This is a genomic window from Pseudomonas glycinis, from assembly GCF_054871425.1.
Window position 1 is genome coordinate 139,530 of the sequence record NZ_JBTYHF010000009.1, and the last position, 26,450, is coordinate 165,979.

Annotated in this window: 24 protein-coding genes; 11 read left to right on the plus strand and 13 right to left on the minus strand. The window is 62.3% G+C overall.

The window, feature by feature from the left end; all coding sequences use genetic code 11:
• Window positions 1-33: 33 nt before the first annotated feature.
• Together ACYSTU_RS21340 and ACYSTU_RS21345 are read left to right on the plus strand one after the other, a co-directional pair.
• Complete coding sequence (locus tag ACYSTU_RS21340; RefSeq protein WP_499001456.1) at window positions 34-954, plus strand: histone deacetylase family protein; 921 nt, start codon at window positions 34-36, stop codon at window positions 952-954.
• A gap of 292 nt (window positions 955-1,246) precedes the next feature.
• Window positions 1,247-2,488, plus strand: coding sequence for a TIGR03862 family flavoprotein (locus tag ACYSTU_RS21345; protein WP_499001459.1), 1,242 nt, complete (start codon window positions 1,247-1,249; stop codon window positions 2,486-2,488).
• 202 nt (window positions 2,489-2,690) lie between these two features.
• Here the strand turns inward: ACYSTU_RS21345 and rhlE1 are convergent, their stop codons facing one another.
• The 5 genes from rhlE1 to ACYSTU_RS21370 all read right to left on the minus strand — a co-directional run bounded on the left by rhlE1 (window position 2,691) and on the right by ACYSTU_RS21370 (window position 7,484).
• Window positions 2,691-4,031 carry an RNA helicase RhlE1 gene (gene rhlE1 / locus ACYSTU_RS21350; RefSeq protein WP_024014423.1) on the minus strand — a complete coding sequence of 447 codons (1,341 nt, stop codon included), beginning with the start codon at window positions 4,029-4,031 and terminating at the stop codon, window positions 2,691-2,693.
• A gap of 52 nt (window positions 4,032-4,083) precedes the next feature.
• Window positions 4,084-5,019: a drug/metabolite exporter YedA gene (yedA, locus tag ACYSTU_RS21355; protein WP_041477748.1), complete on the minus strand. Its 936-nt coding sequence runs from the start codon at window positions 5,017-5,019 to the stop codon at window positions 4,084-4,086.
• A gap of 310 nt (window positions 5,020-5,329) precedes the next feature.
• The gene (locus tag ACYSTU_RS21360; protein ID WP_076564198.1) at window positions 5,330-5,935 is read right to left on the minus strand and encodes a 3'-5' exonuclease; all 606 of its coding nucleotides are present in this window, start codon (window positions 5,933-5,935) and stop codon (window positions 5,330-5,332) included.
• A gap of 35 nt (window positions 5,936-5,970) precedes the next feature.
• Window positions 5,971-6,450, minus strand: a complete 480-nt coding sequence (locus tag ACYSTU_RS21365; protein ID WP_056790604.1) for a LabA-like NYN domain-containing protein — start codon at window positions 6,448-6,450, stop codon at window positions 5,971-5,973.
• 272 nt (window positions 6,451-6,722) lie between these two features.
• The gene (locus ACYSTU_RS21370) at window positions 6,723-7,484 is read right to left on the minus strand and encodes a DUF2076 domain-containing protein (RefSeq protein ID WP_499001464.1); all 762 of its coding nucleotides are present in this window, start codon (window positions 7,482-7,484) and stop codon (window positions 6,723-6,725) included.
• 177 nt (window positions 7,485-7,661) lie between these two features.
• On the opposite strand from ACYSTU_RS21370, the gene ACYSTU_RS21375 reads away from it, so the two are divergent.
• Both ACYSTU_RS21375 and ACYSTU_RS21380 read left to right on the plus strand, forming a co-directional pair.
• Window positions 7,662-8,336 carry a YciC family protein gene (locus ACYSTU_RS21375; protein WP_016773061.1) on the plus strand — a complete coding sequence of 225 codons (675 nt, stop codon included), beginning with the start codon at window positions 7,662-7,664 and terminating at the stop codon, window positions 8,334-8,336.
• A 75-nt stretch (window positions 8,337-8,411) separates the two neighbouring features.
• Window positions 8,412-9,491 (plus strand): endonuclease/exonuclease/phosphatase family protein, encoded by a 1,080-nt coding sequence (locus ACYSTU_RS21380; RefSeq protein ID WP_499001468.1) that lies wholly within the window; start codon window positions 8,412-8,414, stop codon window positions 9,489-9,491.
• A gap of 11 nt (window positions 9,492-9,502) precedes the next feature.
• Here ACYSTU_RS21380 and ACYSTU_RS21385 read toward each other — a convergent pair whose 3' ends face one another.
• From ACYSTU_RS21385 to hrpB, 3 genes are all read right to left on the minus strand, one after another.
• Window positions 9,503-9,928, minus strand: coding sequence for a hypothetical protein (locus ACYSTU_RS21385; protein ID WP_016773059.1), 426 nt, complete (start codon window positions 9,926-9,928; stop codon window positions 9,503-9,505).
• A 13-nt stretch (window positions 9,929-9,941) separates the two neighbouring features.
• On the minus strand, window positions 9,942-10,514 hold the full coding sequence (locus ACYSTU_RS21390; RefSeq protein WP_207808211.1) for a hypothetical protein: 573 nt from the start codon (window positions 10,512-10,514) through the stop codon (window positions 9,942-9,944).
• A gap of 129 nt (window positions 10,515-10,643) precedes the next feature.
• A complete protein-coding gene (gene hrpB, locus ACYSTU_RS21395) occupies window positions 10,644-13,163 on the minus strand; it encodes an ATP-dependent helicase HrpB (RefSeq protein WP_499001473.1) in 2,520 nt (839 codons plus the stop codon).
• Window positions 13,164-13,273: 110 nt separating this feature from the next.
• On the opposite strand from hrpB, the gene pmcY reads away from it, so the two are divergent.
• Both pmcY and ACYSTU_RS21405 read left to right on the plus strand, forming a co-directional pair.
• The gene (gene pmcY / locus ACYSTU_RS21400) at window positions 13,274-13,693 is read left to right on the plus strand and encodes a periplasmic Zn2+ metallochaperone PmcY (protein ID WP_217878869.1); all 420 of its coding nucleotides are present in this window, start codon (window positions 13,274-13,276) and stop codon (window positions 13,691-13,693) included.
• Between the two features lie 13 nt (window positions 13,694-13,706).
• Window positions 13,707-14,603, plus strand: a complete 897-nt coding sequence (locus ACYSTU_RS21405) for a cation diffusion facilitator family transporter (protein ID WP_499001477.1) — start codon at window positions 13,707-13,709, stop codon at window positions 14,601-14,603.
• Here ACYSTU_RS21405 and ACYSTU_RS21410 read toward each other — a convergent pair.
• On the minus strand, window positions 14,597-15,535 hold the full coding sequence (locus ACYSTU_RS21410) for a DUF6515 family protein (protein WP_281875970.1): 939 nt from the start codon (window positions 15,533-15,535) through the stop codon (window positions 14,597-14,599). The genes ACYSTU_RS21405 and ACYSTU_RS21410 overlap by 7 nt on opposite strands.
• 450 nt (window positions 15,536-15,985) lie before the next feature.
• Between ACYSTU_RS21410 and ACYSTU_RS21415 the strand changes: the two genes are divergently transcribed.
• Both ACYSTU_RS21415 and ACYSTU_RS21420 read left to right on the plus strand, forming a co-directional pair.
• Window positions 15,986-16,465 (plus strand): Lrp/AsnC family transcriptional regulator, encoded by a 480-nt coding sequence (locus tag ACYSTU_RS21415; protein WP_007909658.1) that lies wholly within the window; start codon window positions 15,986-15,988, stop codon window positions 16,463-16,465.
• Window positions 16,466-16,634: 169 nt separating this feature from the next.
• Window positions 16,635-16,844 carry a DUF2788 domain-containing protein gene (locus ACYSTU_RS21420; protein WP_016773053.1) on the plus strand — a complete coding sequence of 70 codons (210 nt, stop codon included), beginning with the start codon at window positions 16,635-16,637 and terminating at the stop codon, window positions 16,842-16,844.
• Here ACYSTU_RS21420 and ACYSTU_RS21425 read toward each other — a convergent pair.
• The 4 genes from ACYSTU_RS21425 to ACYSTU_RS21440 all read right to left on the minus strand — a co-directional run bounded on the left by ACYSTU_RS21425 (window position 16,839) and on the right by ACYSTU_RS21440 (window position 23,326).
• Complete coding sequence (locus ACYSTU_RS21425; RefSeq protein ID WP_016773052.1) at window positions 16,839-17,474, minus strand: pseudouridine synthase; 636 nt, start codon at window positions 17,472-17,474, stop codon at window positions 16,839-16,841. The genes ACYSTU_RS21420 and ACYSTU_RS21425 overlap by 6 nt on opposite strands.
• A gap of 72 nt (window positions 17,475-17,546) precedes the next feature.
• The gene (amn, locus tag ACYSTU_RS21430) at window positions 17,547-19,046 is read right to left on the minus strand and encodes an AMP nucleosidase (protein ID WP_016773051.1); all 1,500 of its coding nucleotides are present in this window, start codon (window positions 19,044-19,046) and stop codon (window positions 17,547-17,549) included.
• Between the two features lie 183 nt (window positions 19,047-19,229).
• Window positions 19,230-20,879 (minus strand): acyl-CoA dehydrogenase family protein, encoded by a 1,650-nt coding sequence (locus ACYSTU_RS21435; RefSeq protein WP_499001482.1) that lies wholly within the window; start codon window positions 20,877-20,879, stop codon window positions 19,230-19,232.
• A 95-nt stretch (window positions 20,880-20,974) separates the two neighbouring features.
• Window positions 20,975-23,326 carry a 7TM diverse intracellular signaling domain-containing protein gene (locus tag ACYSTU_RS21440; RefSeq protein ID WP_499001484.1) on the minus strand — a complete coding sequence of 784 codons (2,352 nt, stop codon included), beginning with the start codon at window positions 23,324-23,326 and terminating at the stop codon, window positions 20,975-20,977.
• Between the two features lie 301 nt (window positions 23,327-23,627).
• Between ACYSTU_RS21440 and ACYSTU_RS21445 the strand changes: the two genes are divergently transcribed.
• Genes ACYSTU_RS21445 through hemL form a run of 3 tightly spaced genes read left to right on the plus strand, consistent with a single transcriptional unit; the run spans window position 23,628 to window position 26,366 of the window.
• Entirely contained in the window at window positions 23,628-24,425 is a 798-nt protein-coding gene (locus ACYSTU_RS21445; RefSeq protein ID WP_007909650.1) for a hydroxymethylpyrimidine/phosphomethylpyrimidine kinase, read from the plus strand.
• Between the two features lie 18 nt (window positions 24,426-24,443).
• Window positions 24,444-25,067 carry a thiamine phosphate synthase gene (gene thiE / locus ACYSTU_RS21450; protein ID WP_024014437.1) on the plus strand — a complete coding sequence of 208 codons (624 nt, stop codon included), beginning with the start codon at window positions 24,444-24,446 and terminating at the stop codon, window positions 25,065-25,067.
• Window positions 25,068-25,082: 15 nt separating this feature from the next.
• Window positions 25,083-26,366, plus strand: a complete 1,284-nt coding sequence (hemL, locus tag ACYSTU_RS21455; protein WP_016773047.1) for a glutamate-1-semialdehyde 2,1-aminomutase — start codon at window positions 25,083-25,085, stop codon at window positions 26,364-26,366.
• The last annotated feature ends 84 nt before the right edge of the window (window positions 26,367-26,450 follow it).

The following is a 26,450-nucleotide window of genomic DNA, read 5'->3' on the forward strand; positions in this document are numbered from 1 at the left end:
TCATTCTTTCCCTGGTTCTGCGCGAAACAAGCCATGCCCTTGCCGTTGATCTATCACGAAGACTACAGCCCCGAGTTTCCCGCGGATCACCGCTTTCCCATGGACAAGTTCCGGCTGCTGCGCGATCACCTGGTCGACAGCGGCCTGACCCGCGACGCCGACCTGCTGCGCCCGCAGATCTGTCCCAACGACATCCTCGCCCTCGCCCATGACCGCAGCTATATCGAACGCTACATGAGCGGCGAGTTGTCCCGCGAAGACCAACGGCGCCTCGGCCTGCCGTGGAACGAAGCGCTGGCGCGACGCACGGTGCGCGCGGTGGGCGGCTCGATCCTGGCGGCAGAGCAAGCCCTTGAGCATGGCCTCGCCTGTCATCTGGCCGGCGGCACCCATCACGCTCACTACGATTACCCTGCCGGCTTCTGCATCTTCAATGACCTGGCGATCATCAGCCAGTACCTGTTGCAGAGCGGCCGGGTCAATCGCGTGCTGATCTTCGATTGCGACGTGCATCAGGGCGACGGCACCGCGCGGATTCTGCACGACACGCCGGAGGCGATTACCGTTTCCCTGCACTGCGAGAAGAATTTTCCCGCACGCAAAGCCGAAAGTGACTGGGATATTCCGCTGCCCAAAGGCATGGGCGATGCCGACTATCTGCAGGTGGTCGATGACACGCTCAATTACCTGTTGCCGCTGTATCAACCGGATCTGGTGCTCTACGACGCCGGCGTCGATGTGCACAAGGACGATGCCCTTGGTTATCTGCAACTGACCGACGAGGGCGTAGGCGAGCGCGATGAACGGGTGATGCGCCATTGCCTGGGCCGCGACATTCCGGTGGTCGGGGTGATCGGCGGCGGCTACAGCAAGGATCGCCACGCCCTCGCCCGCCGCCACGGCATCCTCCATCACAGCGCGCAACGAGTGTGGGATTCACACGGCTGTCATTGAAACGTGCTGCGTTACCCACAATCGCTGTGGAACTGCCTGTGGATAACCTGAGTGAAAGGGACTGCAGGCCATGCTGGCCAAGGCGCCCAGCGCACTGTTTATTTTTTAACCAGCCTCGAAATACACCGCAGCCCCGGTGGGAGCGACCTGCTCGCGAAAGCTTTAGCACCCACACCATCTAATTGACTGACAGACCGCGTTCGCGAGCAGGCTCGCTCCCACATGGTGTCTCCCACAGAGTTCAGCGCTGTTAGAATGCGCGCCTTGTCCCGCCATACCGCAGCGCACGCCCATGACCCAGAATTCCGCCCCCGCCAACACCCACGTCGCCATCATCGGCGGTGGCCCCGCCGGCCTGATGGCCGCCGAAGTGCTGAGCCAGGCCGGAATCCGCGTCGACGTGTACGACGGCATGCCCTCGGTCGGGCGCAAGTTCCTGCTGGCCGGGGTCGGCGGCATGAACATCACCCATTCCGAAGCCTACCCGGCGTTCCTCTCCCGTTACGCCGAACGCGCACCGCAGATCGCCCCGCTGCTGCGCGCATTCGATGCCGATGCGCTGTGCCAGTGGATTAATGAACTGGGCATCGAAACCTTCATCGGCAGCTCCGGCCGCGTGTTCCCCACCGACATGAAAGCCGCGCCACTGTTGCGCGCCTGGCTCAAGCGCCTGCGCGACAGCGGCGTAGTTATCCACACCCGCCATCGCTGGCTCGGCTGGGACGCAAGCGGTGCACTGCGCATCGCCAGCCCGCAAGGCGAAATCAGCGTAAACCCCGACGCCACCCTGCTTGCCCTCGGCGGCGGCAGTTGGTCGCGCCTGGGCTCGGATGGCGCGTGGATGTTGCCGCTGGAGCAGCGCGGCGTGGATCTGGCGCCGTTGCAGCCAAGCAATTGCGGCTTCGAGGTGCAAGCCTGGAGCGAGCTGATGGTGAGCAAATTCGCCGGCGCACCGCTGAAAAACATCGCCATCGGGTTAAACGACGATATCCCGCGTCTGGGCGAATGCGTGATCACCGCCACCGGCATTGAAGGCAGCCTGATCTATGCGCTGTCGGCGCCGATACGCGAGGAAATCAATCGCTACGGCGCAGCGGTTATCCACATCGACCTGCTGCCCGGCCGGCCTGTGGATAAATTGCAGGCGGCGCTGAGCAAACCACGTGGTTCGCGCTCAATGGCCAAGCATCTGCACAGTCAGGTGGGGATTGATGGGGTTAAAGCCGCGTTGTTGCGCGAGCTGACCGACGCCGAAACGTTCGCCGATCCGGTGCTGTTGGCGCGAGCGATCAAAGCGTTGCCGCTGACTCTGGTGAAAACCCGTCCGCTGGACGAAGCGATCAGCAGTGCCGGTGGCGTAAGGTTCGAAGCGATGGATGAGCGCTTGATGCTCAAGGCCCTGCCGGGGGTGTTTTGTGCGGGCGAGATGCTCGACTGGGAAGCGCCGACCGGAGGGTATTTGCTGACCGGGTGTTTTGCCAGCGGGCGGGCGGCTGGGTTGGGGATGTTGAGCTGGTTAGGGCGCGGGAACTGAGTCGCCCTCGCCCCTCACCCCAGAACTCTCCCCTAGGAGAGGGAGCCGACCGAGGTGTCTGACGTCATGCACGACCTGAACGATCGTGTCGATTAGGGATTCACAACTGATATATCACGTCGACGTAACTCTCAAGCATTCCCCAATCAGTCCCCTCTCCCTCCGGGAGAGGGTTAGGGTGAAGGGCTTTTGATCTTTGATCTCAAGGCTTGCGCTTACGCGGTCCAGTATTGAACACCGGCACTTTGCGCACCGGCTTGATCGATGGCTCCGGTGCCGAGGTCTCGCCGCTGTCGACCCACTTGCCCAGATTACGCTTACCACCGCCACCGCCCGACGCTTTCGGCTTCTTCGGTTTTTTCGGCTTCTTGATCACCTGACCGCTGGCATCGGTGTCTGGCACGCGGTGCTCGGGTTCGAAATCCGGTTCGTTCTGGCGCTTCAGGTTCTGCCGCGTCAGCATCTCGATTGCCGACAACATGTTCACTTCGTCCGCACACACCAGCGAAATCGCCTCACCGGTGGCACCCGCGCGACCAGTCCGGCCGATGCGGTGAATGTAATCCTCGGCGACGATCGGCAGATCGAAGTTGACCACCAGCGGCAGGTCTTCGATGTCCAGACCACGAGCGGCGACGTCGGTCGCGACCAGAATCTGCACTTCGCTGAGCTTGAACCGGTCCAGCGCGCGCTGGCGCGTAGCCTGCGGTTTGTCGCCATGGATGCCGTCAGCATTCACACCAAGGCCCTGAAGCTTTTCCACCAGCGCATCGACGCCGTTGCGCGTCTTGGCGAACACCAGCACCTGTTTCCACTTGTTCTTGCGCATCAGGTGCACGAACAGTTCGGCCTTGCGCTTCTTGTCTACGGTGACGATCCACTGCTTGACCGTGTTGGCAGCGACGTTGCGCGGGCTGACTTCGACGCTCAAAGGATCGTTGAGCATCTGCCCGGCAAGCAGGCGGATGTCATCGGAAAAGGTCGCTGAGAACAGCAGGGTCTGGCGCTTTTTCGGCAGCATGCGGTAAATGTTCGCCAGTTCTTCCGAGAAGCCCAGGTCGAGCATACGGTCGGCTTCATCCAGCACCAGCGTTTGCAGCTGATTGAGCTTCAGCGCGTTCTGGCGGAACAGGTCGATCAAGCGACCGGGTGTGGCGACCAGCACATCGACGCCGCCGCGCAGCTTCATCATCTGCGGGTTGATGCTGACACCGCCATACACCGCGTAAGTACGCAGCGGCAGATTTTCCGCGTACTGGCGCACGGCTTCGTGGACCTGCTCGGCCAACTCGCGGGTCGGCACCAGAATCAGCGCACGCGCCGAGTTGGCGGTGACTTTCGGCCCTTCCATGGCCAGCAACTGCAACAGCGGCAAGGCGAAACCGGCAGTTTTACCGGTGCCGGTCTGGGCGGCTGCCATCAGGTCGCGACCGGCCAGCACCGCCGGAATGGCTTGCGCCTGCACCGGCGTCGGGGTCTGGTAGCCGAGCGTCTCGAGGGAGCGCAGCAAGGGTTCGATCAGGCCAAGGGAGGCGAAAGTCATGGGAGTACCGTAGGAAAAAATGACGCGGGGATGCAATGCCGCGCAGTTTACCCTAATTCGTACGCGCTTCCGTCGGAACGGCTTTCGCCTCTTCCACGGGTGGCTGCGCAGGTCGACGCCACTGCGGCAGGCTGATCAGCAGCACCGCGCTGATGATCACCAGCATCGCCAGCGCTTCTTCGATGCCGATGGTCTCGCCGACAAACACCACACCGAGCAACACCGCCACCGCCGGGTTGACGTAGGCATAACTGGTCGCTGCCGCCGGGCGCACGTGTTTGAGCAGATACATGTAGGAATTGAAGGCGATGATCGAGCCAAAGAAGATCAGATAGGCCAGCGCCAGCCACCCTTCGAGCGGCGGCATGGCTTGCAGGTGCTCGCCGCTCAGCGCACTGCCGATCAGCAAGACCACGCCGCCGACGAGCATTTCCACAGCGCTGGCCATCGCCCCTGCTGGCAGCGGCAGATGCTTGCTCCAAACCGAACCGAACGCCCAGCTCGCCGCCGCGAAGATCAGCAACATCGCGCCGAGCGGGCTCGATTGCAGGTTGGAACCCATGTTGAGCATGGCGATGCCAATAATCCCCAACGCCACACCGGCCCACTCCAGCCGCGTATTGCGCGCGCCCCAGAAGTAGCCGAACAACAAGGTGAACAGTGGCACCGTCGCCACCGCCAGCGCGGCGACGCCGGAAGCCACACCAGTGTGCTCGGCCACGCTGACCGCGCCATTACCAAAACTGAGCAGCAGAATGCCGACCAGCCCCGCCGCTTTCCACTGCGCCCAGGTCGGCGCCGCAGCCCCGCGCCAGCGCAGCCAGGCATACATCAAGCTGCCGGCAATGACAAAGCGCACCCCGGCCAGCAACAGCGGCGGCCAGTATTCGACGCCGATGCGGATCACCAGATAGGTCGACCCCCAAATCACGTACAACGCAAAAAACGCAGCGATCAATGGCAGGGAAAAACGGCGCAAGGCAGGCATGGGCAGCTCGACAGTCAGACTTCTGTGGACCGGTCATTCTAGAAAGACCGCCGCGCAAAAATAAGTTACAAAACCTGTTTTTCGCGCCGGTACACTTTTGCATGAAAGCAGCTGAGACCGACAAGGTCCTTGTGGGAGCGAGCTTGCTCGCGAAGGCGGTGCATCAGCAGACATCCATCTTGGATCGTTCCCACGCTCCGCGTGGGAATGCCTCAACGGACGCTCTGCGTTCGGCTTTGAAAGGGACGCCGAGCGTCCTGGACTTCATTCCCACGCAGAGCGTGGGAACGATCAGTCGGAGTGCCTGGAATCAGCGATAACGCTGCAAATGCTCGCCGACTTTCGCCGCAGGGACTTTCTGCAACTTGCACAACAGGTCGTGATTCAACTCGCGCACCCCGTGCTTGCCCCGCAACTCTTGCGCCAGATGCGCCATCAGATTGGCCGCCATCTCGGCGTCGGCCATGGCCCGGTGAGCCTGACCGGTATGCGGTAGCCGCGCGAAAGTGGTGAGCGTGCCGAGCTTGTGATTCGGCGCCGCCGGCATCAGGCGCCGCGCCAGCAGCAGTGAACAGGCGAAATTCTGCAGGCGGGTGCGTTTGATCCGCCCCAGTTCGAAATCCCAGAACTTCTGGTCGAACGAGGCGTTGTGCGCCAACAGCGGCGTACAACCGACGAACTCGTTGACCTCTTCCATCACCCGCTCGGCCGGCGGCGCGGTGCGCAGCATGGCGTTGCTGATGCCGGTCAGTTGCTCGATGAACGCGGGGACGCGCACGCCGGCGTTCATCAGGCTCTGGTAACGCTCGACGATGCGGCCGTTTTCCAGCATGACCACGGCGATTTCCGTGGCGCGGCAGCTGCTGTTCGGCGACAGGCCGGTGGTTTCAAAGTCGATGACTGCAATGCGTTCCAAACCGGGGTGTACTCCGTTCAAATCTGTTGTTCAGCTCAGCTCTTGAGCAGCAGCGCGCCTTCGATCGGCACGTAGCGGCTGGCGGCGCGGATCAGCGAGTTGGCGGTCAGGCCGGGGACGCCGTAGGCCACCGCTTGCACGCCGTGCTTGTTGATGATGCGTTCGAGCAGCATGTCGAAATCGCCGTCACCGGAGGCCAGCACCACTTCGTCGACATGGTCGGCGGCGTCCATGATGTCCAGGGTAATGCCGACATCCCAGTCGCCCTTGGCCGAGCCGTCGCTGCGCTGGATGTAGGGCTTGAGCTTCACGGTGAAACCGAGGTTGCGCAGGATCTGCTGAAACTGCTGCTGCTTGCTGTCGCCACGGTCGATCGCGTAGGCGTAAGCCTCGACGATCTGCCCGTTCTTGCTGATGTCGGCCCACAATGCGGCGTAGTTGAAGTGGCAACCATAGGCCTGACGCACGGTGTAGTAGAGGTTCTGCACATCGGCGAACACTGCGATTTTTTTCACCGGAGTTCCTGTGAGCGCGCAAGCGCACGAAGCGGGGTCAGGCGATCAGGCCTGAAAAAGGCGCTCAGTATGCCAGCCCGAAGGAGGGTTCCGCGAATAATCGGCCACAGGCGCAAAGGTGCTGCTGACGAGTGGTGAGTGTGGCGAAGGGATTCATCCCCGTTGGGCTGCGCAGCAGTCCTCGCTCCAATCAGGAAAAGCGGGGCTGCTGCGCAGCCCAGCGGGGATAAATCCCCTCGCCACAGTGTACATGTCAGCCTTCAGAGGCGATGTCAGACAAAGGAGTCGTCGTCATCGAAGAACGACGAATTGTCGCTGCTGTAATCGGCGTCGCTGAAACCGCCCTGGTCATTGCCCGAGAAGCCGTTGTCCGCCACCCGCTGATCATCGCCCCAGCCGTTGTTGCTCTGGTCGGCGACCTGCGCCGGTTCTTCCTTGATGACCTCGACGATTTCTTCCGGTTGCTGATTGTGGTGGAACAGGCTGCTGATGCCCTGCGCCAGCATCACACCGCCGGCTACGCCCGCAGCGGTTTTCAGCGCGCCGCCGAGGAAGCTGTTGCCCGCCGCCGGGGCTGCCTGCTGCGCATAGTTGGGCGGCGCGGCGCCGAAGTTCTGTTGCGGTGCCGGAGTCTGGTAGCTCTGCTGCGGTGCCGGTTCACGCCAGCCGCCGGAGGACGACGGTGCGGCGCTCTGGCTCGGCGCCGGACGTGAATTGCCGCCGCCAAAGATACTCGACAGGAAGCCACCGCCACCGCTGGATGCCGGTGCGCCGCTCTGGGCCTTGGCCGATTGCAGTTCGGCCTGCAGACGCTGGACTTGCTGAGTCAGTTGCTTGTTCTGCTCATCGAGGCTTTTCAGCGCGGCCTCTTGCACCAGAATCGCCTGGGTCATGAAATAGCCTGCCGCCGGTTGGCGCGTCAGGTGTTCCTTGATCCGCGCCTCGGCCTGGGCGTCGCGCGGGGCTGCCTCCATCTCGGCCTGTTGCAGCCGGGAAAACAGTCCATCGATCAGGGTTTGCTCTTCGCTGTTCATGGCGACCTCGTAGATTGCCGGTAATAACGTGCCCGCGCCCACTCTGAGCGCGATGCTCTCCTGTAATGGAGACAGTGACAAAACGTTTCAATGGCCTTTACCGAATGTTTACGTTTGTGTCGGCCCGCGTTGCATCGGTTAAAGTGAGCCACTGTTTTCAACCTGCGATACCGACTGATGAATGCCCTCGAAGTACTGCGCGACTCTTTGTATTTTTTCAAACGCCATCTGGGCAGCATCGTGCAGTTGTGCCTGCCGCTGGTGATTGTCGAAGCTTTCTTGCAGCAGGCGGTCGATCACGCCACCGGGCCGGACACCTTCGCCGGCGTCAGCATCATCGTCGGCCTGCTGGTGTATCCGCTGTACACCGCCGCGCTGATCCTGTTTCTCGATGCACGCAGCCGTGGCGAGTCGCCGCGCAACCGTGACCTGCTGGCGATGGCCGCCACCCTGTGGCCGCGCTTCGCCGTGCTGACCGCGCTCAATACCTTGCTGATCCTGCTCGGCCTGTCGCTGTACTTCCTGCCTGGCCTGATGCTGATGGTCATGCTCGCCTTCGCCGAATACCTGCTGGTGCTGCGCGGCCTCGGACCGTTGCAGGCGATGAAGGAAAGTCTGCGCCTGACCCGTGGGCACTTCTGGCGCATCCTGCTGTGCATTCTCTGCGTGATGACACCGTTGTGGCTGCTCAAGGGCGCGACGCTGGCGGTGTACCCCGAGCCGCAGAATCCGCTGATTGCCGGGCTGATCGACAGCGCTCACAGCTTTCTGCAACTGTTCACCAGTGTGGTGCTGTTCCGTCTGTTCATGCTGATCAGCGAATTGCCTGACAAACGTAACGGCGCAGTCTGACCGCGCCGTGCTTGGGCTTCGCCGCTGCCGTCAGGTATGCTCGGGGCCACTTTCTGTAACGCTATAAGCCGAGCCATGACCCGTCTGCTGCGCTACACCCTGCTCCTCGTCATCCTCGCCGTCGTCCTGTGCGGTGTGCTGCTGTTCAGCCTGACCTGGCGCCCCGATGCCCGCGAAACCCTGCCGGTCAGTTGCGGCACCACCGCGCCGACACTGGTGCCCGGGCAAGCACTGAAAGTCATGACCTGGAACGTGCAGTTCCTCGCCGGCAAGCGCTACGTGTTCTGGAATGATCTGGCTGAAGGCGACGATGAAGCGCCGACCGCCGAAGACATGGCCTTCAGCCTCGACGAAGTAGCGCGGGTGATCCGTGACGAACAACCGGATGTGGTGCTGTTGCAGGAGCTCGACGACGGCGCCAAGGCCAGTGACTACCAGAATCAGCTAAAGCTGTTGCAGGAACGCGTCGCCGACCTGTATCCGTGCAGTGCCAGCGCCTTCGACTGGAAAGCCGATTTCGTCCCCGAGCCACATATCTACGGCAGCGTCGGCCGCCAGTTGGCCACGCTGAGCCGCTATCGCATCGAACACGCCGAACGCCTGCAACTGCCCGTGGCCCCGAGCAACTTCATCAGCCGCCAGTTCCAGCCCAAAGACGCTTTGCTCGCAGTCAAACTGCCGCTCAGCGATGGCGGACAACTGACCGTGTTCAACACCCACTTGCAGCGCGCCAGCCAGGCGGACGGCAACGTGCAGGCGCAAGTGGCTGCCGTGGCCAAGGTGCTCGACAAGTATGAAAGCCAAGGCCTGCCGTGGCTGATCGGTGGCGACTTCAATCTGCTGCCGCTGGGCCAGTATCGACGCCTGCCGGTCGAGCGCCGCACGCCCTACTCTGCCGACAGCGAACTGCATCTGCTGTGGGACAAGTACCCGATGATCCCGACCAACAACGAGGCCGGCGGTATCGATCGGGCCAAATGGCTGACCCATTACCCCAACGACCCCGGCCTCAACGGCCCGGATCGCACAGTGGATTATCTGTTCTACAGCCCGAAGCTCAAACGCCTGCAAGCGCAGGTGCGGCAGGACGATACCCTGCGCATCTCCGATCACTTGCCGGTGATTGCGCGGTTCCTCCTGCCCGCTGCGCCCTGAGCGCTTTGCCCTTATAAGCCGGGCGGAACGTAGCCCGGAACATAGCGGACATTGGCGCACTTGCCATGCAGTATTCGCCCGTCTTCAATCAGGAACTGGGCGATCTTCTTCTGTTGATTGATCTTCGCCTGCAACTTGCAGGTAGAACTGTGGCCGACCTGTTGGTAGTGCTCGGTGTACACCATGCCATTGCCGGTATGGGTCATCGAAGTGCCGGCCGCTTCGGTGGAGGTCCAGCTCGCGGACTTGTGCCAGGTCAGTACGGCCAAGGGTTCGCCGTTCGGGCCGGTTTCCTTTGCCATCGAGTCGGGCGTGCCGAACAGGTCCAGTGCTTCCTGCATATCACGGCCTTCCCAGCGGCTTTGCGCGATAGTGGAACAGCCGCTCAAGAGCAATCCTGCCAGCAGGGTTGCCAGCCATAAACGTGTGTAAGTCATTGGATGCCTCGGCTTATTTCTTCAGTTCGAGCAGGCTGTCGATGTTGTCCATCATCTGGCTCTTTTGCTGGATCGGCGCGAGCTTGAAAAACATCTGCTGCAGCATCTCGATCATCTGCAGGTATTCCATCTTGCCCACGGCGGCCATGTCGTTTTTCGCGCGACTGCCAGGGGCGCAGGCAAACTTCAGCGCTTGCTGGACCCAGAACTCTTTCGGGGTCTGCCATTGGTTGGCAACTTTAAGATGACGCATGGTGTAGGCGAGACGCTCGATGGACTGGCCATTGATAAAACGCACCTTGCCCGTAGAGCATTGGGCTTCGAGGTTGTAGACGTCGATCATCGGTTTGCCGGGTTCTTCATACACCAGCGTCACCGCGACCATGGTCGCGCCTTTGGTTTTCTGCGAAGGCACCACCGACGTCGCATCGGCGACGTACATGATGTTTTTCTGGGGCACGCCGTTGCCGTAGATAATCCACCAGTCGCCAATCGGATCGGGCTCTTCGGCCATGGCCGAACTGGAGGCGGCCAATAGCGCAGCCGACAAGAAGATCAACTTCTTCAGCTTGAAAAAAGTGGTCATGGGCAGTTCCGTTCCTTGGGCGCAAGTTGCCAGGCAACAAGGCTGTTATTGTTCAGGCGGCGATTTTGCGAGCCGGAACAACCAAGGGCAATTAGCACGGATGGGCTAATGGCGCGCAGCCATTGCGGGTCAGGTGCCGCGTGGTTTCGCCCGCGCCGTGGCTTCGGCGACCAAGGGATCGTCCGGCCAATAATGCTTGGGATATCGCCCCTTGAGATCCTTCTTCACCTCGGCATAGGTGCTGCGCCAGAAGTTGGCCAGGTCCTGCGTGACCTGCACCGGCCGCCGCGCTGGCGACAGCAGATGCAGCTTGACCACTTGCCGGCCGCCGGCGATTCGTGGCGTATCGGCCAGACCAAACAGCTCTTGCAAACGCACCGCGAGAATCGGCGGATGTTCGCTGTAATCCAGACGAATCGATGACCCCGACGGCACGCTCAAATGATGCGGCGCCAGTTCGTCGAGCTTCTGCGGCAGCGGCCACGGCAGCAGATTACGCACGATGCTCGACAGGTCGAGGTTGGCGAAATGGCTGAGCCGCGAGACCTTGCCCAGATACGGCATCAGCCAGTCTTCCAGGGTATTCAACAATGCCGCATCGCTGACATCCGGCCATTGGCTGTCGTCCTGAGTGTTCAGATCGAGCTGACGCAACAGCGCCACCCGCGCCTGCCACTGGCGCAGTTCCGGCGTCCACGGCAACAACTCAAGACCTTTGCGCCGCACCAGATTGACCAGCGCCTGACTGCGCGCGTTTTCATCCAGACCGGTCAACGGTTCGCGACTGAGAATCAGCTCGCCGACCTTGCGCTGGCGCTCGGCACGCAGCACGCCCTCGCGTTCATCCCAATCGAGTTGATCGACGCTGCGCACTTGCTCGGCGAGCACCGAATCGAACAGCGCCGGATCGAAATCCGCCGCCAGATAGATGCGTTCTTCGCGCTGGCCCTGACGGCTGCCGAGGTCGGCAATAACAATCCACTCGTGCTTCATCAGGCTATCGGCCTCAGCGAACAGCGCCGCGCGACCGTTGGCCAAACGGTATTCGGCCCCACCGGCACGCCGTTGCTGGGCGACGCGATCCGGGTAGGCCAGCGCCAGCAGCGCGCCGAGCCAGCGCGGATGCTCGGGATCGTTTACCGGTTCGCTCGGCTTGCCGCGCAAGTAGCCGCGATACTGCCGAGCCAATTGCCGGGCGCGTTGCACCCCGCCCTGCGCGCCACGACCGGCACGTTCTTCGCCGGAAAGCAGGACCAACCGGCTGTGCAGATCCGCGCCAGCGCCGCGCAGGATATCGCGCTCGCCGAGCAGCGCCGCCACATCGCAGGCCATCGCCGCCAGCCCCAATGCCTGACCGCGCAACAGCAAATGCGCGATGCGCGGATGCGCCGGCAGTTCGGCCATGGCCTGGCCGTGGGCCGTCAGCGTGTCGCCGTGCAAGGCGCCGAGGCGTTGCAGCAGATCCTGCGCTTGGGCATACGCGGCGGCGGGTGGCACGTCGAGCCAGACCAGTTCGCCCGGCGTCACGCCCCAGCGCCCGAGTTGCAAAGCGAGGCTGGCCAGATCCGCCGAGAGAATTTCCGCGCTGCCATAAGCCGCCAGTTGTTCGTGCTGATCCTGTGACCACAAGCGATAACACACGCCCGGCTCCAGTCGCCCGGCGCGGCCGGCACGCTGGGTGGCGCTGGCCTTGGAGATGCGTTGGGTGTCGAGGCGGGTCATGCCGCTGCCCGGGTCGAAGCGCGGCACCCGCGCCAATCCGGCATCGATGACCACGCGCACGCCGTTGATGGTCAGGCTGGTCTCGGCGATGTTGGTTGCCAGCACCACTTTGCGCTGACCGGGCGGCGCCGGATCGATCGCTGCACGTTGCGCATTGAGGTCGAGTTCGCCGTGCAACGGGCACAGCAGAACGTCTTTGCGCTCGCCGATTGCGTCGACCAGTTGCTGATGTACGCGACGGATCTCCGCCTGTCCCGGCAGGAACACCAACAGGCTGCCGGTCTCGTCGTGCAGCGCTTCGAGTACGGTTTGGGTAACGCGCTGGTCGATGTATTCACCCGGTTGGAACGGCCGGCCCCAGCGCATCGTCACCGGATACATGCGCCCTTCACTGCGCAGGATCGGCGCGTCATCGAGCAAGCCCGCCAGGCGTTCGCCTTCGAGGGTGGCCGACATCAGCAGAATCTTCAGCGGCTGTTCAGCGCGAAACAGCTCGCGACCGTTCAGACTGAGGGCCAGCGCCAGATCGGCGTCGAGACTGCGTTCATGAAATTCGTCGAAGATCAGCAGGCCCACGCCTTCCAGCGCCGGGTCGTCCTGCAAGCGCCGGGTGAGGATGCCTTCGGTGACCACCTCGATACGCGTCTTCGGGCCGACCTTGCTGTCGAGGCGGATGCGATAGCCGACGGTTTCACCGACCTGCTCGCCGAGCTCGCTGGCCAAACGCTCCGCCGCCGCCCGCGCAGCCAGACGTCGGGGTTCGAGCATGACGATGGTCTGCCCGGCCAGCCAGGCTTCGTTGAGCAAGGCCAAGGGCACGCGGGTGGTTTTACCGGCGCCGGGCGGTGCTTCGAGCACGGCTTCGTGGCGTGACGCGAGGGCTTCACGCAGGGCGGGTAAAACATCGTCGATCGGCAAAGAAATCATGCTGGCTCCCAAACAGAGGGCCGAGTATAACGGCGAACTGCCGGGCGTTCGTCAGGGTCTTAACTTCACAAGACGAAGCTTCGTTATTTGATGACTCAGGAGACATTTCCATGCGCTTACCCTCTCGCCTGATCGGCGGTGTTCTGGTTGCCACTCTGCTCACGCAACTGTCGGCGTGCGGTTCGATTTTCTACCCAGACCGGCGTGGCCAGATCGACGGCAAGATCGACCCGGCGATTGCCGTGCTCGATGCCGTCGGCCTGCTGTTCTACATCATTCCCGGGCTGATCGCGTTTGCCGTCGACTTCGCCACCGGGGCGATCTATTTCGAACCGGGCCACACCGCGCAGATCGATCCGGCCAAGCTCAAGCAAGCCATTGGCCCGGATGGACGGGTCGACAATCAAAAGTTGCAGGCGATTCTCGAGAGCGAGCTGGGCCGAGATTTCCCTCTGGATGATCCGCGCCTGATCCAGCACAAGGGCAGCACTCAGCAACTGGCGATGTTCGGCCTGCAACCGGCCGCTTGAATAAGGACGTTCAATGACCTCCAGCCCCGAACACGCCCGCCTGCTGCGGCTGGCGACCCGCGCCTCGGTGGCGGTCGCCTGCACGCTGATCGTCGCCAAGGCGATTGCCTGGTGGCTCAGCGGATCGGTGAGCATGCTCGCCGGCCTCACCGACTCGGCGCTGGATGGCGTCACTTCAATGCTCAATCTGCTGGCAGTGCATTACGCCTTGCGCCCGGCGGATGATGATCACCGTTATGGCCACGGCAAAGCCGAATCGCTGGCGGGCATGGCCCAGGCGTTGTTCATCGGTGGCAGCGCGGTGTTGATCGCGTTTCAGGCCTACCAACGCTTGCAGACACCGGAACCGCTTGGCGCACCGTGGCTGAGCATCGGTGTGATCGTGTTTTCCCTGCTGCTGACGGCCGCGCTGCTGATGTTGCAGCACCGGGTGATCAAGCAGACCGGCTCCAACGCCGTGCGTGCCGACTCACTGCATTACCGTTCGGACCTGCTGCTCAACGGCAGCATCCTGATCGCGCTGGTGTTGGCCGCGATGGGTTTTGCGCAACTGGACGCGTGGTTCGGGCTGGGAGTCGCCGTGTACATTTTCTGGAGTGCGATCCAGATCGCCCGGGAAAGTTTTTCGGTGCTGATGGACGAGGAACTGCCGACCGATGTCAGCCAGCACATGCTCGAACTGGCGTGCAGCGTGCCGGGGGTGCTCGGTGCACATGACCTGCGCACGAGGATTTCCGGCAACCACTGGTTCGTGCAATTGCACCTGGAATTGCCGGGCGAACTGACCCTGTCAGTCGCCCATGGCATCAGCGACCAAGCGGCGGCGGCGATTCACAAGGCCTATCCGAAGGCCGAAGTGCTGGTGCACGCTGACCCACAGGAAGTAGTGCTCGCCGCCCGCACTCAGTAATTGACCTGATAACCGCGACTGCTCAGGCAGTTGCCCTGCGCCTGGCGATAGGCCTGAACCACTTCGGGTGCCGGTTGATAGGTCGCGGCGCGCGGGTCGAAACCGCTTTGCTGCACCGCGTACTGCGAGCACTGGTAACCGTCCTGCTGCACCTGCTGCGGTGACTGGCCGTTGGCCGGATAGGCTTCGACGTCATAGCCCGGAGCTTGCGGTTGCGGCGGTTGCTGCAGCGGCGGCTCGACCACCACGTAATCCTGCGTCGCCTCTTGATAGGCGTAATACGAGCCGGCAGCGAGGAACAACAGCGAGCCGCCGATCCACACTTCACGGGCGTAATCCGGCAAATACTGAATGCGGATCCCGCGCGGTGGTTGCACGACGATGTAGCGCGGGCCTTGCGGGCGATACCAGTAGCCGCCGGAATAGAAGTAATCCTGACCGCGATACGGCACGCGGTAATCACGATCCGGGAAACGGTCGATCACATGGCCCGGACGATACTGCGGGCCAGGACCCCAGCCATTGCCATGACCGTTCGGCCGTCCCGGCCAGCGGTTGTCATCGGGACGCGGCTGCGTCTGCCATTGCTGATTGTGGTAACCGTTCTGCGGGCGCTCGTCGCGGTAGTAACCCTGACGCGGTTCCTGGGTCTGGCGCACGGCGTCGGGTCGCGGCTGGATCGGCAGGTTATTACCGGGCTGGCGAGGCGGTTGCGGACGCTCATCGGCACGGTTGCGGTTCTGCCATTGACCGTCATTGTTATGCGGCTGGCCGTTGTGCTCGAACTGACGGCTGTTGTCGCCACGGATGATCCCGTCGTTCTGCGGCCCGTTGCCCGGCCCACGAATCTGCGGCTCATCGGCCAGCGCTTGCGCACCGACACCCACACACAGCAAACCAACACCGGCCAGACGCCAGATGCGCGAATTCATGCTTTTCCTCACTGCGGGAGCCTGTCGTTGGCAGGGCTTGTTGCTGAGACTCGAAACAGCCCCACCGGGTTCTGCAACAGGTTATCAGTCGCGCGACTTATTTATTGAGGCGCCAACATGAAATCGCAGGCAAGAAAAAAGGGAGACCCGTCGGCCTCCCTTCTGGAGAACTTCGTCCTGGCTCGACGCTTTTGACGTCGGCTCACTTCACCCCGTCTTCTGGACAGTGTGCAGCTCGGGGGCCGGCACATCCCCGGTGGGGGTGGCGGCCGCGGCGGGCCTGATTGGGCGGGCCGCGTGGACTGTGTTACCGAGCAGTGATTCTGGTGATAAGAATAGGCCTGAAGCCGCGACAGAGGATTGCGAAAATTGCTCAATTAAACACTGCTTGCGCAATTTTTAACCCTGGATAGATAATCCGCCGCAATAGTTACGACCAAGGACAGATTGATGAGCAAACTCGACCGGTATGACCTGAGTATTTTGGCGGAATTGCAGCGCGACGCCCGTATCTCCAACCAGGAACTGGCCGAGCGTATCGGTCTGTCGCCCTCGCCTTGCTCGCGCCGGGTCAAGCAACTGGAAGACGATGGCTATATCTCGCGCCAGGTGGCGCTGCTCGATCGCAAGATGCTCGGCTTGAGCCTGACCGCGTATGTGCTGATCGGCATGGACCGGCACACGCCGGAACGCTTCGAGAATTTCGAAGCGGCGATCCGCACATTGCCGCAAGTGCTGGAGTGCAGTCTGGTGACCGGAGTGGATGCTGACTACCAGTTGAAAGTGGTGGTGCCGGATATGGATCACTACCAGAAATTGCTGCTGGGGCATCTGACCCGGATCGAGGGGGTCACCAGCGTGCGGTCGAGTTTTGTGCTGAACCAGGTGCTCAACAGCACCGAACTGCCGCTGACTCATTTGCGTAGCTGAAATCGCTTCGCGAGCAGGCTCGCTCCCACAGGGGAATGCATTTCAACCTGTGGGAGCGAGCCTGCTCGCGAAGGGGCCGGCACAGGCGACGCAGATCAATGCCCCGCCATCCGACCATGGCGTATACTCGCCGCCGCCCTTTCAGCCCTGTCCGCGCCGGAGATCGCCAATGGATCCAGCACTGTTCGAAGAGTGGATGATGACCGGTCTGGTCAGCATCCTGATCATTTTCATGGGTTTCATCGTCTGGGATCTGGCGAAGAAGTCCAAGGCCGGGCGGTTCGGCTCGTTCATTCTGTTTTTCGTGCTGGGCCTGGGCGTAGCCGCGTTCATCATCAAGAGTGTGGTGATCGGCCTGATCGAATCCGGCGCCTTATAAGCGCGCTGGTACTTCCTGCCACTGGCCCTGATCCAGCCCTTCAATCGTCCAGTCACCAATCCTGACCCGCACCAGACGCAACGTCGGCAATCCGACCGCTGCCGTCATGCGCCGCACCTGCCGGTTGCGCCCTTCGCGAATTACCAGTTCCAGCCACGAAGTCGGTATGGTCGCGCGAAAGCGTACCGGCGGATTGCGCGGCCATAACTGCGGCTCAGCCAGTTGCCGCGCTTCGGCGGGCAGGGTCATGCCGTCATTCAACTCGACGCCATCGCGCAGGCGCTGCAACTGCTCGGCCGTCGGCTCGCCCTCCACCTGCACCCAATAGGTCTTGGCCAGTTTGTGTTTCGGATCGGCGATGCGCGCCTGTAACTGGCCGTCGTTGGTCAGCAGCAACAAGCCTTCGCTGTCGCGATCCAGACGTCCGGCCGGGTAAATCCCCGGCACATCGATGTAATCCTTGAGTGTCGCCCGCCCTTCACCGTCGCTGAATTGCGTCAGCACATCGAAGGGTTTGTTGAACAGGATCAGTTTCGGCTCGGCCGGTGGTGCCTTGGCAACACGGCGCGGGGCAGAAGACTGAGGCTTCACGCCGGGACGGCGGGAAGGTGGACGCGGGGGACGGGACATAAGAGACAGAACATTTAGCGATCAGGGCTGACAATGCTAGTGCCCCGACCGCCAAATGACCACGACTAACCGTTAACGGAACGGCGGCTCGTCGAAGCTGCGCAGTTTGCGCGAGTGCAGCGAGTTGAGTTCGGTACGCAGCAGATCCACCGCTTCGATGCCGATTTTCAAATGCTGGCTGACCGCACGCTCATAGAAGGCGTTGGCCGAGCCCGGCAGTTTGATTTCGCTGTGCAGCGGCTTGTCCGAAACGCAGAGCAACGTGCCGTAAGGCACACGCAGGCGATAACCTTGCGCTGCAATCGTGCCGCTTTCCATGTCCACCGCCACCGCGCGGGACAGGTTGATCAGCGGCCGCTCCTGAGCCCAGCGCAGTTCCCAGTTACGGTCGTCGTAGGTCAGAACCGTGCCGGTGCGCAGGCGCTTCTTCAGATCGTCGCCCTTCTCGCCGGTGACATTCGCCGCCGCCTGCTGCAGAGCAAGCTGCACTTCGGCCAGTGCCGGGATGGGAATATTCGGCGGCACCACACGATCAAGAATGCCGTCGCGACGCATGTAGGCGTGAGCCAGCACGTAGTCGCCGATGGTCTGCGACTGACGCAGGCCGCCGCAGTGGCCGATCATCAGCCAGCAATGCGGGCGCAGCACGGCCAGGTGATCGGTGATGTTCTTGGCGTTGGACGGGCCGACACCGATGTTGACCAGCGTCACGCCGTGGCCATCGCTGGCGATCAGGTGATAGGCCGGCATCTGGTAACGGTGCCAGACCACACCGGCGGCAATCGCCGAGGCTTCGCCGTGGTCCATGCTCTTCTCGATGATCACGTTGCCCGGCAGGACCATGCGCACGAACCGCGGGTCGCGGCGCAACTGCTCCAGACCATGAACGATGAACTGATCGACGTAGCGGTGATAGTTGGTCAGCAGAATCCACGGCTGCACATGGCGCCAGTCACTGCCGGTGTAATGCACCAGCCGGCGCAGCGAGAAATCCACGCGCGCCGCATCAAACAGCGCCAGTGGCAGCGGATCGGTGTTTTCCCAGTCGTAGAGGCCGTCGGCAATGCCATCGGTGGCGGCGGACAGGTCAGTACTCGGGAACACCCGCGCCAGCACCGCTGCAGTGACGCCGGAACCGGCCAGTTCATCGCCCTGCTCGACCACATACGGATACGGAATGTTCTGCTGGCTGACGCCGACTTCGACGGTCACGGTGAAGTCGTGCATCAACGGCGTCAGTTGTTCGAGCAGGTATTTGCGAAACGCCGCCGGGTGGGTGACGGTGACGCTGTAAGTGCCCGGCAACTGCACCTTGGCGTAAGCGCGGGTGGTCTGCGGCACTTCGCCCTGGCAGTGGTAGGTCAGACGCAGTTCGGGATAACGAAACAGAGCACGCTGTTCGGCGTCGGGTTCGACGCGGTCCTTGAGGTAACGCTTGAGGGCAGAATTCAGCGCAGTGGTGGCCCGCTCATGCAGCTCGGCCAGACGATCCACGGCTTGTTCAGCGGTTTGAACGACAATAAACGCTTCGGTCACGATCAGCTTCCTGTGTTCTGACTTGCAGAGCTTCATCTTGCCTGCATCGTGGACGCACGGGAACAGTGGCGTTGTGGCGATACTTAAATCTGCAGACCAATGATGTCCCCTGTGGGAGCGAGCCTGCTCGCGAATGCGGTGGATCATCCAATAAAGATGTCGACTGACACACCGCTTTCGCGAGCAGGCTCGCTCCCACAGGGGGAGATTTGAGGTGGGTCAGAAAAGCTGTGGAGTCGAGCGGGCGACGATCGCTTCAACGTCCAGCCCACGCGGCAACGCGCCGTAGACGCGACCGCTACCGCTCAGACGGCTGGCAATGAAGGCATCGCTGACCACGGAATTCCCAGCCTCCAGCAACAGTTTGGCCTGCAATCCAAGGGCAATGTCTTCGGTCAACTGCCGCGCCCGATACTGAATGTCACTGGTGTCCTTGAACTGCGCCTGCAACTGCTGGATATGTGCGGCGAGACGCTTGTCGCCATGGCCATCGCCCAATTCGCTGAACAGCACATCCAACACACCCGGCTCCTTCGATAATGCGCGCAGCACATCCAGACATTGCACATTCCCCGACCCTTCCCACGTCGAATTCACCGGCGCTTCCCGGTACAGGCGCGGCAGGATGCTGTCCTCGACATATCCAGCACCGCCCATGCATTCGGCGGCTTCGTTGATCATTCCTGGCGCGCGCTTGCAGATCCAGTATTTGCCCACTGCCGTCACCAGCCGCGCGAACTGCGCTTCGTGGCGATCATTCAGATGATCGAGCGCCTTGCCCATGCGCAGACTCAGCGCCAACGCCGCTTCGCTCTCCAGCGCCAGATCGGCGAGTACGTTTTGCATCAGCGGCTGCTCGCTGAGCAGTTTGCCGCCGACCTTGCGGTGCGCGCAGTGATGGCTGGCCTGGGTCAGTGCCTGGCGCATCAGCGAGCTGGAGCCGACCATGCAATCGAAACGGGTCATCGCCACCATCTCGATAATGGTCGGCACGCCGCGCCCTTCTTCGCCGATCATCCACGCCAGCGCCCCTCGAAACTCCACTTCGCTGGAGGCGTTGGACTGGTTGCCGAGTTTGTTTTTCAGACGCTGGATGTAGAACTGATTGCGCGTGTCGTCCGGGCGATGTCGCGGCAGCAGGAAGCAACTCAAACCCTTGTCGGTTTGCGCCAATGTCAGGAAGGCGTCGCACATCGGCGCCGAACAGAACCACTTGTGCCCGACCAGTTCATAGGCCTGACCCGGGCCGCTGGCGCCGACCGGATAGGCTTTGGTGGTGTTGGCGCGAACGTCGGTGCCGCCCTGCTTCTCGGTCATCGCCATGCCGATGGTCACGCCGGCCTTGTGCGCCATGCCGACGTTGCGCGGATCGTATTCGGTGGCGAGGACTTTCGGCAGCCACTGCTCAGCCAGCTCCGGCTGCAAGCGCAGGGCCGGCACGCTGGCGAAGGTCATGGTCAGCGGGCAACCACTGCCGGCCTCGGCCTGGCTGTGCAGATAGGTCATCGAAGCGCGGGCGACATGCGCGCCGTCCTGCGGGTGTGCCCAAGGCAGCGAGGTCAGGCCATGTTCGATCGCCGTGCGCATCAGCTCGTGGTAAGCCGGGTGAAACTCGACCAGATCGATGCGATGGCCGTAGCGATCATGGCTGGCAAACACCGGTTTGTTCTGGTTGGCGAGAAACCCCGCCTCCATCAAAGGCCCACCCGCGAGTGCGCCATAGGCATCGATGCGCGACTCGGCCCAACCGGCACCAAAACGCCGCGACCACTCCCGCAGCGGCAGGTCGATGCGGTACAGGTTGCTGCCGTCCAGCGACGGCGGCTGATTGGTGACTTCGTGGGTTTCGGCGAACTGATGCAGGTTCATGACGGCGCTCCGTGTTCAGCAATGGCACCAGTTAAGCACTGGTGCTTTTTTGAACAAAGTGTCATAGGCGCCGTTTTTGCGGCGCTTTTACCCCATCAGCAACTGAGCACGCGGCGCTGCAACGCAGCCTGCAGATCCTCGAATTTCACCGGTTTGTGCAGATAGTCGATAGGCGCGCCCGGGGCGCATTGCTCGCGGTCAGCGCTCAGCGCCAACATGAACACTGGCAAATGCGCGCAGCCTGGCAATGCATGGATCTGGCAGCACAGCGATGCGCCTTCGTGGCTGGGCAACTGGCAATCGATCAGCACCGCATCGAAGCTTTCCCGTTGCAGGCAGTCCAGCGCCGCGGCGCCGTTATCAGCGCTGCGCACGCGGAAACCGAGCTTGAGCAACATGCCACGCATCACCAGTTGGTTGACGCTGTTGTCGTCCACCAGCAGCACCGTGCAGTCCTGCGGCGCACGAATGCAATCGCGGGTCGGCTGATCCGCAGGCGCTTCGATCACCGGCAGTTCGAATTCGACATCAAGCTGGAAGCGGCTGCCGCGTCCCGGCTCGGAGCGATGGGTGAGTTTGCCGCCGAGCAATTCGACCAGTTGCCGACAGATCGCCAGACCAACACCGAGGCCGCCGTATTCGCGAGTCATCGAACCATCGAGTTGGAAGAAACGCTGATACAGGGTCGCCTCGCCCAGATCAGTGAAACCGATACCGGTGTCGATCACCGCAAACGACAGCGCCATGCGCTCATCCGCCGACGGCCGCCCGGTGACGCGCAGCGCCAACCCGCCGACGCGGGTGAACTTGATCGCATTGTCCAGCAGGCATTCCAGGCACTGCGCCAGTTTCGCGCTGTCGCCGAGCAAGCGATCCGGCAGGGTCGGCAGCACCTCTACCTTGAAGTCCAGCGACTTGCTCGCTGCATTACCTTCGAACTGCACGCGCAACGCCTCGACCACTGCGCGCAGGCTGAAACTGCCCGGCGTCGCCTTGAGCTTGCCGGCCTGCAACTCAGTGAGCGTGAGGATGCCATTGACCATGCGCATCATGTCGCGGGCGGAACCGGCGGCGGTCTGTTGATATTGCTCAAGCTCGGGATCGAGGTCGACGGTCTGCATCAGCTCCAGCGAACCGATCACGCCGTTCATCGGCGTGCGCAGTTCGTGGGTCAGCGTGGCGAGGAATTCATCCTTGAGCTTGTTGCTGTGGGCCAGTTGCTGGTTGAGCACTTCAAGTTTCTGCCCGGCGTCGAACAAGGTCTGCGCCTGTTGTTCGCGCATGGCGTTGATGCGATCGGCCAGCGCCAGCGACAGCAGCGCCACCTCGATCGCCGAGCCGATCTGGCTGGCGTACATGGTCAGGAACACGTTGGGCAGCAGCCCCAGCACCATCAGCGTGTTGACGATGCCGCCGAGCAGGAACGCCGACCAGGCGATGATGAAGTAACGCGCCACGCGCAGGCCGCGCCACCAGGCAAGAATCCCGGCGGCAAAGATCACCACGGTGAAGGTCAGCGCCAGTGTGGTCGCCAGGCGCAGGGCCAGGGCGTAACTGGTCATCAGCGACAGGCTGATCACCAGCGCACTGAAGGCAATCAGGCCGATCAGCAAACGATCCAGCCAGGGGCTGTGGGTCTTGGTCTGCAGGAAACTGCGGGCGAACTGACTGCCGAACAGCCCGGCGCAACCGATGAAGAATGGCGTCGCGGCGTTGGCCCACCATGGGTTGTCCGGCCAGAAATACTCGACCGCCGCGCCATTCACCGACAATTGATAGAGGCCGAACGAGCCGATATAGAAGATGTAATAGAGGTAACTGGTGTCGCGCACGCTCAGGTAGATGAACAGGTTGTAGACCAGCATCCCCAGCAGCACGCCATAAATGATGCCGAGCACATACAGGCGCACCGGTTGGTCTTCGAGGTACGCGGTGCTCGACCACAACGTCACCGGCGCCTGGATCGAGCCTTCGCTGGCCAGTCGCAGGTACAGCGTCTGCTGTTGATCCGGTTTGAACGGCAAGTCGAACAGGTAATTGTTCTGGCGGATCTCGCGACTGGCGAAAGGCAAGGCATCGCCGGTCTGGCGCACCAGTCGGTAGGCGCCACTGGCGTCGGGCAAGTAAAGGTCGAGGTGATCAAGCGGCGGATAGGCCAGTTCCAGTAGCCAGGTGCGCTGGGCGGCCGGGTTGCTCGGGCGGTAATGCAGGTCGATCTTCAGCCAGAACGCCGAACGCGAGTAACCGGCATTGAGCGTGGCTTTGTCGTGGGCTTTGAACTGGCCGGCGGCGTCTTGCGCACGGACGTCGGCAATCGTCGCCTGACCGCTCGGGTCTTCGAACACTTGCAGCGATCGGCCCAGTGGCAGGCTCTGGGTGAATTCGTCGAATTCGACGGCGCTCGCCATAAGGGGCAAGCAGAACAGCAACATCAGCAAATAGCGCATTGAAGCCCCAGCGTGGCTCGTCCGGTTGTGTCAGGAAGCCCCCCATTCCCTTTGAGTAGACGTAAAACCGGTATTACCTGTGATTGTTTGGATCCAGCCTAGCATAGCCGTTGATGGCCATTGAGCACCATGGAAATTTTTCCTACAACAGCTCTAGAACGGGCGTTCCAGGGCAAAGCACCGAGATAGAGCTGTTGGAATGGTCAGGAACGTCAAAGATCGCAGCCTCCGGCAGCTCCTGCATTTATCTTGCTCTGCCACCCACACCCCAAAATCAGCTTTGGTGGTAAGCTCGCGCACCATGAATATCTACAGCTCCCGCCCCGTTGTCCTCTGTCTCTCCGGCCACGATCCCAGTGGTGGCGCCGGCTTGCAGGCAGATATCGAAGCCCTGCTCGCGCAGGGTTGCCATGCGGCTCCGGCCGTCACCGCCCTGACCGTGCAAGACACCGTCAATGTCACTGACTTCCGCGTCCTCGACCGTGAGTGGGTACTGGCCCAGGCCAACGCCGTGCTCAACGACTCCGAAGTCGCCGCAGTGAAACTGGGCATGCTCGGTTCGCTGGAGATGGTCGACACCGTGGTCGAACTGCTCTCGGCGCACCCGCACCTGCCAGTGGTCTGCGACCCGGTGCTGCGTGCCGGCGGCGGCGGACGCCTGGGCAAGGACGAGGTCGGCTACGCGATGCGCGAACGTCTGCTGCCGCTGTCGATCATTGCCACGCCCAATCTTCCTGAAGCGCGCATCCTCGCCGAACTGCCCGAAGGCACGGCCGACGAGTGCGCGGAAAAACTCCTGCCATTCGTCAAAAACCTGCTGATTACCGGCGGCCATGGCGACGAAACTGAAATCCACAACCGCGTGTACAGCCGCGACGGCCTGCGCGAAACCTTTATCTGCCAACGCCTGCCGGGCAGCTATCACGGCTCCGGTTGCACGCTGGCCAGCGCTTTGGCCGGGCGACTCGCTCAGGGCGAACACCTGGCCAGTGCCGTGCGCAGTGCGCTGGATTACACCTGGCGCACTTTGCGCGATGCCGAACAACTGGGCAAAGGCCAGTTCGTGCCGCGTCGCCTGCCGCTGGATTTCTGCTCGTAACGTCGTGAGGTCTGCCCGATGAAACTCCGTGGCCTGTATGCCATTACCGACAGCCAGTTGCTGGCCGGCAAGTTTCTGTCTTACGTCGAGGCGGCGCTCGACGGCGGCGTCACCCTGCTGCAATACCGCGACAAGAGCAGCGACGAGGCCCGCCGTCTGCGCGAGGCCGAGGCGTTGCGCAACCTGTGCGAGCGCTACAAGACGCAGCTGATCATCAACGATGACGCCGAGCTGGCCGCACGCCTCAACGTCGGCGTGCACTTGGGCCAGACCGACGGCCCGCTGTCGCCGACCCGCGCCCTGCTCGGTTCGAAAGCCATCATCGGTTCGACCTGCCATGGGCAAATAGCTCTGGCCGAACAAGCCGCCAAAGAAGGTGCGAGTTATGTCGCCTTCGGCCGCTTCTTCAATTCCACCACCAAACCCGGTGCGCCGAGTTGCAGCCTCGACTTGCTCGACGAAGCCAAACGCACGCTGCACTTGCCGGTCTGCGCGATTGGCGGCATCACCCTCGATAACGCCGCGCCGCTGGTCGAGCACGGTGTCGATCTGCTCGCCGTGATCCACGGTTTGTTCGGCGCCGAGAGCAGCGCCGAAGTGACCCGCCGCGCCCGCGCCTTCAACGAACTTCTGAAAATCTGATTTGAGAGCCCGATCATGTCTCGTTCCGAAACCCTGTTTGCCAATGCTCAGAAACACATCCCCGGCGGCGTCAACTCGCCGGTGCGCGCGTTCAAGAGCGTCGGCGGCACCCCGCTGTTCTTCAAACACGCCGAAGGCGCTTACGTCACCGACGAAGATGACAAGCGTTATGTCGATTACGTGGGTTCGTGGGGGCCGATGATCCTCGGCCACAGCCATCCGGACGTGCTCGACGCGGTGCGCAATCAGCTGCAACACGGCCTGTCCTACGGCGCGCCGACGTCGATGGAAACCGAGATGGCCGATCTGGTCTGCTCGCTGGTGCCGTCGATGGACATGGTGCGCATGGTCAGCTCCGGCACCGAAGCGACCATGAGCGCGATCCGATTGGCCCGTGGTTACACCGGTCGCGACAGCATCATCAAATTCGAAGGCTGCTACCACGGCCACTCCGACAGCCTGCTGGTCAAGGCCGGTTCCGGCGCTCTGACCCAGGGCGTACCGAGCTCGGCCGGCGTGCCGGCAGCGTTCGCCAAACACACCCTGACCCTGCCGTTCAACGACATCGACGCGGTTGAAGCGATGCTCGCCGAAGTGGGCGAGGACGTGGCGTGCATCATCGTCGAACCGGTCGCCGGCAACATGAACTGCGTGCCGCCAGCGCCGGGCTTTCTCGAAGGCCTGCGTTCGCTGTGTGACAAGCACGGCGTGGTGTTGATTTTCGACGAAGTGATGACCGGTTTCCGCGTCGCCCTCGGCGGTGCCCAGGCGCACTACGGTGTGACGCCGGACCTGACCACATTTGGCAAGATCATCGGCGGCGGCATGCCGGTGGGCTGCTTCGGCGGCAAGCGCGAGATCATGCAGCGCATCGCCCCACTGGGCCCGGTGTATCAGGCCGGTACGTTGTCGGGTAATCCGCTGGCGATGGCTGCCGGCCTGACGACCCTGCGTCTGATCAGCCGCCCGGGCTTCCACGCCGAACTGACCGACTACACCGCGCGCATGCTCGACGGTCTGCAACAGCGTGCCGATGCTGCGGGCATCCCGTTCGTGACCACTCAGGCCGGCGGCATGTTCGGTCTGTACTTCAGCGGCGCCGACGACATCGTCACCTTCGACGACGTGATGGCCAGCGACGCAGCAATGTTCGGTCGCTTCTTCCACCTGATGCTGGAAGGTGGCGTGTACCTGGCGCCGAGCGCTTTCGAAGCCGGTTTCACCTCGATCGCCCATGGCGAAGCCGAATTGCAACTGACGCTGGACGCCGCCGAGCGTGCCTTCGCCGCATTGAAATAATCGCCGTACCGCTGACGTTGGCTATCGCCAGCGTCAGCTTTCGCCTACATCCGCTCGGTTTTTCCGACGCGTCTGCGAAAATCC